This window comes from Actinoallomurus acaciae (genome assembly GCF_042429965.1).
Classification (GTDB): Bacteria; Actinomycetota; Actinomycetes; order Streptosporangiales; family Streptosporangiaceae; genus Actinoallomurus; species Actinoallomurus acaciae.
Map to the genome: position 1 here is coordinate 1 of NZ_JBHLZP010000428.1, position 6943 is coordinate 6943.

Genomic DNA, 6943 nt, shown 5'->3' on the forward strand with positions numbered 1-6943 from the left:
CTGGTCGAGCGCGGTGGCGGCGGCCCGCTCGACCTCGGCGGCGCGTGTCGCCAGCTCGATCCACCGGCCCTCGCCGCGCAGCCCCTCCAGGGCCGCGAGCCGGTCGCGGAGCGCGACCGATGTCACCGGAATGTCGGGCAGCGCCGGTGAGTCGATCTTGGCGAGGACCCGGTCCCGGGCCGCGGCGGCCTCGTGCTCGGCCGTCTCGACCAGGCCGATCGTGGCCTCGATGCCGCGGGCCCGCGCGTCGTGCTCGTCGCGGATCCGCAGGGCGTCTTCCAGCCGGCCGTGCAGGGCCGTCAGCTCGGCCCCGATCGCGTCGATCCGCGCGGTGTCGGCCTTTCCGCCGGACGTGAGCGACATCGGGTCGGACCGCACCGTTTCGCTCACCGTCGCGAGGAGTCCGGACACCCGGTCGAACTCCGGCTCGCGCGCGCCGAGGGCGCCGTGCAGGGCCGTCACGGCGCGCGCCGTCTCCTCCACCTCGCCAAGGCGGGTGAGCAGGGCCGACCAGACCTCGTTCACCGAGGCGACCAGGCCGGCGGTCTCCTCGTACAGGGGCGTCATCCGCTGGATCACGGCGTCGAGCGTCAGCCACTCGCCGGTCGGGCCGAGCAGGGTCCGCTCCTCGAGGGGGATCTCCTCGCTCACCAGCTCGACGGAGGTGCCGGTGAGCAGGCGGGTCAGCTCGGCGAGCTGGGCCTGACCGGGCTTGGAATGGCGCTCTCGCAGTTCCTCGGCCTCGCCGAGCACTTTTCCATGGGCGTCGAACAGTTTCCACAGCGTGGCCATCCGCCCGCTGATGCCGACCCAGGACCGCTCGGTCTCGCCGGTCAGCCGGGTGCCCTTCAGCAGCTGGTAGCCCTGATGGTCCTCAAGCTCCAGCAGGCCCTGGGTGATGCGTTCGCGTTCGCTCTTCAGGCGCGTCAGCGCACGGTCGATCTCGTCCCGGCTCATCGACCGGCCGACTCCCGCGTCCCCCAGCAAACCGACCCTCGTCCGTGCTCGACCCCGTGTGCACCGTAAGAAAAAGGCGGCTCGACGCATTGTCTCGATGCCGCGCTTATCGGTGGATCAGTTTTCACCACGAACCGTGTTCACCACAAGCGATCTGCACATTCCGGGAGGTAGGCCACCGTCGGCTCATGCGCGGACCGGGCCCGCGACGGCGGTTCGACGGAGTCGACGCGCGGTTACGGGGTGGCCGGCGAAGGCCACGTGGGACGCTTGGCGGTGACGGATGAGTACGGGACCGTCGACCTGGGGAGCTGGGGTAGGGGAGTCATGCCGATCACTGATGAGGCGATCGAGAAGATCAAGGGGATGATCGTTTCGGGGGAGCTCAGGCCCGGCGACCGGCTGCCGAAAGAGGCCGACCTGGCCGCCCAGCTGGGGCTGTCCCGCAACTCCCTGCGCGAGGCCGTGCGCGCGCTGTCGCTGGTGCGCATCCTCGACGTGCGCCAGGGCGACGGCACGTACGTCACGAGCCTGGAGCCCAAGGCCCTCCTCGACGGGCTGAGCTTCATCGTCGACCTGCACCACGACGCGACCGTGCTGGAGTTCTTCGAGGTCCGGCGCATCCTCGAGCCCGCCGCCACGGCCCTCGCGGCGCAGAAGATCAGCCTTGAGACGGTGGACTCGCTGCGCGACCACCTCACCCGCGTCACCGGCGAGTCCTCCGTGGAGGACCTCGTCGAGAACGACCTGGAGTTCCACCGCCGCATCGCCGAGGCGGCCGGCAACTCGGTGCTCTACTCCCTGGTCGACACGCTGTGCGGGCCGACCATCCGGGCGCGGGTCTGGCGTGGGCTCACCCAGGAGGGCGCGCTCAGGCGCACGCTGGACGAACACCACGCGATCCTCGACGCGCTCGCCACCCGGGAGGCGGACGTCGCGCGCGCCCTCGCGACCGTGCACATCGCCGGCGTGGAGCACTGGCTGCGCAAGGTCCTCTGAGGGACGCCCCCACCGGCGCGCGAGGTCCGGGCCGCGCGGTGGTCCCTGGCGCGAGGCCGGAGTCCGATCTAAAGTCGATCATCAGCCTCCCCGCCCGGAGAACCCCCGCCATGGCATTTCCCGGATTCCGCGGCAAGACGGATCGCTCGCGGGCCGCCGACGACGAACGCGCGATCGCGGCGCTCTACCGCGAATACCACCGGCCGCTGTTCTCCCTCGTCGCGCGGGCGACCGGCGGCGATCGGCAGTGGGCCGAGGACGTCGTCCAGGAGACGATGATCCGGGCCTGGCGCAGCATCGACCGGCTCGACCCCGACGGCGGGAGCCTGCTGCCCTGGCTGGCGACGGTCGCCCGCCGCATCGTGATCGACGACCGGCGCCGGAAGAACGCCCGGCCGCCCGAGACCGGCGAGGCCGAGCTGGAGACGCTGCCGGACGTGGAGGACGGCCTGGAGGACCTCCTGCGCACCATCCTCGTGACCGAGGCGCTGAAGGAACTGTCCCCGGCGCACCGGGAGGTCCTGAACGAGACGATCCTGCGCGACCGGTCGGTCAACCAGGCCGCCGAGGCCCTCGGCATCCCCGTGGGCACGGTCAAGTCACGCGTCTACTACGCCGTACGGGCGCTGCGCGTCGTGCTGGAGGAGAAGGGGGTGACGACATGATCGACCGCGTCGACGAGGCCGCGCACACCGACGTGGGGGCGTACGCCCTGGGCCTGCTCGAAGAGGACGACCGGCGGGTCTTCGAGGCCCACCTGGCCGACTGCGACCGGTGCGCACGCGAACTCGGCGAGCTCGCGGGCATGCGAGAGCTCTTCTCCGGTGTCGCGCCTCCGGAGGAGGACACCGTGGACCCGCCGTCATCGGGACGCCCGACCGGGCCGGACGAGCTGTCCCGGCTGCTCCGCCGCCGCAGGGTCGACGAGCGCCGCCGGCGCCGCGGCACGACGATCATCGGCCTGGCGGCCGGTGCCGCGCTCCTCGCGGGCGGCGCCGCCGTCGGCGCGCCGGTCACCGGCCCGGGCGCCTACGGGCACGACCACGACAGCGTGCCGGCGGACCTGCTGGCCTGGGGCGAGATCCGGCGTGCCACCGACCCGAGGACCGGTGTCGCCGGCGTCGTCGCGATGGAGGACAAGAGCTGGGGCACCCACATCGCCCTCGACCTCACTCACATCACCGGGCCGCGGACCTGCGAGCTGGTCGCGGTCTCCACCACCGGAGCGCGGCACGTCATGACCGAGTGGGCCGTCCCCGGGTCGGGGTACGGCGTGCCCGGCGCGCCCGATCACCTTCAGGTGCACGGCGGCACGGCGCTGCGACGCTCGGACCTGCGGTGGTTCGAGGTACACGACCAGAACGGCGGCGTCCTCCTCACCATCCCGGTCCAGAAGGGGCCGGGGCGGACTGGATCACCGGGCGCGGTCACGCCAGACTAGGGGTGTGTACGACTTCGACGTACTTGTCCTGGGATCTGGGCCCGGGGGGCAGAAAGCGGCGATCGCCGCGGCGAAGCTCGGCCGCCGGGTGGCGGTCGTCGAACGCCGGAACATGGTCGGCGGGGTGTGCATCAACACCGGCACCATCCCGTCCAAGACGCTTCGCGAGGCGGTGCTCTACCTGACCGGCCTCAACCAGCGCGAGCTGTACGGCCAGAGCTACCGGGTCAAGGAGGAGATCACCGTCGCCGACCTCGCGGCGCGCACCCAGCACGTGGTGGGACGCGAGGTCGACGTGATCCGAAGCCAGCTGTCCCGCAACCACGTCGCCCTGCTGGACGGCACCGCACGCTTCACCGACCCGCACACGGTCGAGGTGAGCGACCCGCTGACGGGACGCGAGAGCAAGTTCAGCGCCGACAAGATCATCATCGCCACCGGCACGCATCCGGCGCGCCCGGACACGGTCGAGTTCGACGACAGCACGATCATCGACTCGGACGGCATCATCAGCCTCGAGCGCCTGCCGCAGACCATGGTCGTCGTCGGCGCCGGGGTGATCGGCATCGAGTACGCCTCGATGTTCGCCGCCCTCGGCACCAAGGTCACCGTGGTCGAACGCCGGGAGCGCATGCTCGAGTTCTGCGACCTGGAGATCGTCGAGGCGCTCAAGTACCACCTGCGGGACCTCGCGGTGACGTTCCGGTTCGGTGAGACCGTCGCCGCGGTGGAGCGCCGGTCCTTCGGGGGTACGCGGATCGGCGCGATGACCATCCTGGAGAGCGGCAAGAAGATCCCGGCGGACACGGTCATGTACTCCGCGGGCCGCCAGGGCGCCACCGACGCCCTCGACCTGGACCAGGCCGGCCTGACCGCCGACGCCCGCGGGCGCATCAAGGTCGACGAGTACTTCCGCACCGCCGTGCCGCACATCTACGCGGTCGGCGACGTGATCGGCTTCCCGGCCCTGGCGGCGACGTCCATGGAGCAGGGCCGCCTGGCCGGTCACCACGCGTGCGGCGAGCCGGCCCGCGAGATGCATCAGCTGCAGCCGATCGGGATCTACACGATCCCCGAGATCAGCTTCGTCGGCCGTACGGAGGACCAGCTGACCGCCGAGCGCATCCCGTTCGAGGTCGGCGTCTCCCGCTACCGCGAGCTGGCGCGCGGGCAGATCATCGGCGACTCGTACGGCATGCTGAAGCTCCTGGTGTCCCCGGAGGACCGCCGCCTGCTGGGCGTGCACGTCTTCGGCACGGGCGCGACCGAGCTCGTGCACATCGGCCAGACCGTGATGGGCTGCGGAGGGACGATCGACTACCTGGTCGACGCCGTCTTCAACTACCCGACCCTGGCGGAGTCCTACAAGGTCGCCGCCCTGGACACGATCAACAAGATGCGCCAGGTCGCCGCGCTGTCCGAGTAGGCGCGGGCGTTCCGCCGTTCTGTGTTGACAGTTACTGATTGGCCTATCAATAACCATGGCGTGAGTACGCGCCCGACGGCAGAGCAGCGGCGTGAGCAGGTGCTCGAGGCGGCCATCCATGAGTTCGCCGAGCACGGCTTCCACGCGACCAGGACGGCCGCCATCGCCAGGCGGGCCGGGATCTCCCAGCCCTACATCTACGCCTTGTTCCCCGACAAGAAGGCGCTGTTCCTGGCCGCCTTGGAGGCGGTGCGCGCGCAGGTCCGCAGTGCCTTCGCCGCGGCGTGGAGGCCGGCCGCGACGCCGGAGGGGTCGCTGGCCGTCCTGGGCCGCAACTACCGCCAGGCCCTCGCCAATCCCGACGCGCTGCGCTGTCAGATGCAGGGCCACGCGGCCTCGGCCGACCCGGAGATCCGCAGTGCCGTGCGCGAGGGTTACATGGAGGTCTTCGACCTGGTGAGCAAGCTGACCGGCGCCGACCGCGGCGCCGTGACCCGGTTCATGGCCTACGGCAACCTGCTCAATCTGGGTGCGGTGCTGGACCTGCCTCCGGACTACCTGCGGATCGACTGAGACTCCGGCCGCGCGGCCGGAGTCCTTCGTCTATTTATTGGTTGATCAATCATTTGAGCCACCGATGACCGCCCCGCCCCCCACCGCCCCGGGGCCGCGCCGCCCGCCGTGCCGGACCAGGCTCCGCCGGCGTACCCGCGGCGCTGGCTCACGCTGGCGGTGCTGGCGTTGTCCCCGCTGGTGATCGTGGTCGACACCACGATCGTCAACGTGGCGATCCCGACCTTCGCCGTCTCCCTGTACGCCGGAGCGACCGCGCTGGAGTGGATCGTCGACGCCTACACCCTGGTCTTCGCCGCGCTGCTGCCCGCGGGCAGCATGGGCGACCGATACGGCCTGGGCGTGGCCGCGGTCGGGAGCATCGCCGCCACCGGCTACACCCACGTCATGAAAGACCGGTCGGGGTCACGGTCCATCGGCGCGGCCGCCGCGATCGCCCGCCACCTCGATTCCACCGCCGCCCACACTCTCCACACGCACGCCGCGAACGCCTTCGTCCACGGCGCGGCCCTGGGCCTCGCGATCAGCGCCTGCTCGCCACGTTCCCCACCCACCGGGCCCTCCCCGGCCGCGCCCCGCGACCCGTCCGGCCGATGACCGATGCGTCCGATGGCACGCAGGGCGGACCGACACACCGGCTACCCCGAAGGGACGGAGATGTATTGGGCGAGGGGGAACGGCAGTATCGACGTGCGGATGGTGCGCCGGAAGACGTCCACTGACGGCAGGTCCATGCGACCGTCGAGTGGCGGGCGCCGGACGCGGCCGGTCCGGCTGGGCGCGGACGCGAGCGGTACGGAGGCCGCGGTCACGACGGCGAACACCGGCCGTCACGACCGCATCGCGGCGATTCCACTGCCCGGCGGTCGGGGCGCCGAAGCAGCGACTGAGCCGTCGGGGCGAAACCGACGCGCCGAGCCCGGCGAGCGGGACGAGGTGAAGGCGTGGCGCCTCCCCTGGGCGGCCACCCGGCCAGGAGGGCCGACAGCACCGACGCGCAGCCGGCCGAGGCGAGCGCGTACACCTGAACGGCGCGACGGACGCCAAAGCGCTAGACGAGCGTGCCGGAGCACCGCGAACGGCACGAATCCAGTGGAAGGTCGCCACGCTGAAGGCCGCGTCGACAGCGACGCGAGCAGGTCGGTCCGGACGGTCGGCGGGGCGAACGGCGGAGTTGGCGGCATGGGCCGATCGATGCCCTCATGCCGTCGCTCGGCGGCTCTGACGGACTGTCGGCCTGCCGACGCCGTGAGCAGGTTGGTCTAGGCCGTCGGCGTGGCAGACGGCGGAGCTGGCGGTATGGATCGATCGGCGCCCCCTGGCGCCCCCGACGCCGCCGCCCGGCACCCTCTACGCCGCCGCCCGGCGGCCCCGGCGGACTGTCGGCGTCGGCGCGAGCAGGTCGGACTAGGTGGTTGGCGTGGCAGACGGCGGAGCTGGCGGTATGGATCGATCGGCGTCCCCACGCCGCCGCCGTGAGCGGGTTGGTCTGGGCGGTCGGCGTGGCGGGCGGTGGAGTTGGCGGCATGGGCCGGTTGGTGTCCCCA

7 protein-coding genes are annotated in these 6943 nt (G+C 71.7%); 6 read left to right on the forward strand and 1 reads right to left on the reverse strand.

Annotated elements, in window-relative coordinates; translation table 11 throughout:
- Positions 1 to 957: hypothetical protein (locus ACFFNX_RS37235; protein ID WP_378210739.1), on the reverse strand; the 957-nt coding region annotated here is incomplete at its 3' end.
- A 327-nt stretch (positions 958 to 1284) separates the two neighbouring features.
- Between ACFFNX_RS37235 and ACFFNX_RS37240 the strand changes: the two genes are divergently transcribed.
- From ACFFNX_RS37240 to ACFFNX_RS37265, 6 genes are all read left to right on the forward strand, one after another.
- Positions 1285 to 1956 carry a FadR/GntR family transcriptional regulator gene (locus tag ACFFNX_RS37240; protein WP_378210740.1) on the forward strand — a complete coding sequence of 224 codons (672 nt, stop codon included), beginning with the start codon at positions 1285 to 1287 and terminating at the stop codon, positions 1954 to 1956.
- Positions 1957 to 2066: 110 nt separating this feature from the next.
- The gene (locus tag ACFFNX_RS37245; RefSeq protein WP_446678546.1) at positions 2067 to 2621 is read left to right on the forward strand and encodes a sigma-70 family RNA polymerase sigma factor; all 555 of its coding nucleotides are present in this window, start codon (positions 2067 to 2069) and stop codon (positions 2619 to 2621) included.
- Positions 2618 to 3397, forward strand: a complete 780-nt coding sequence (locus ACFFNX_RS37250; RefSeq protein ID WP_378210741.1) for an anti-sigma factor family protein — start codon at positions 2618 to 2620, stop codon at positions 3395 to 3397. Before ACFFNX_RS37245 ends, ACFFNX_RS37250 begins: the two co-directional genes overlap by 4 nt.
- A gap of 4 nt (positions 3398 to 3401) precedes the next feature.
- Entirely contained in the window at positions 3402 to 4823 is a 1422-nt protein-coding gene (sthA, locus tag ACFFNX_RS37255) for a Si-specific NAD(P)(+) transhydrogenase (protein ID WP_378210742.1), read from the forward strand.
- Between the two features lie 60 nt (positions 4824 to 4883).
- Positions 4884 to 5396 carry a TetR/AcrR family transcriptional regulator gene (locus tag ACFFNX_RS37260; protein ID WP_378210743.1) on the forward strand — a complete coding sequence of 171 codons (513 nt, stop codon included), beginning with the start codon at positions 4884 to 4886 and terminating at the stop codon, positions 5394 to 5396.
- Positions 5397 to 5504: 108 nt separating this feature from the next.
- Positions 5505 to 5993, forward strand: a complete 489-nt coding sequence (locus ACFFNX_RS37265) for a hypothetical protein (RefSeq protein WP_378210744.1) — start codon at positions 5505 to 5507, stop codon at positions 5991 to 5993.
- Positions 5994 to 6943 lie beyond the last annotated feature (950 nt).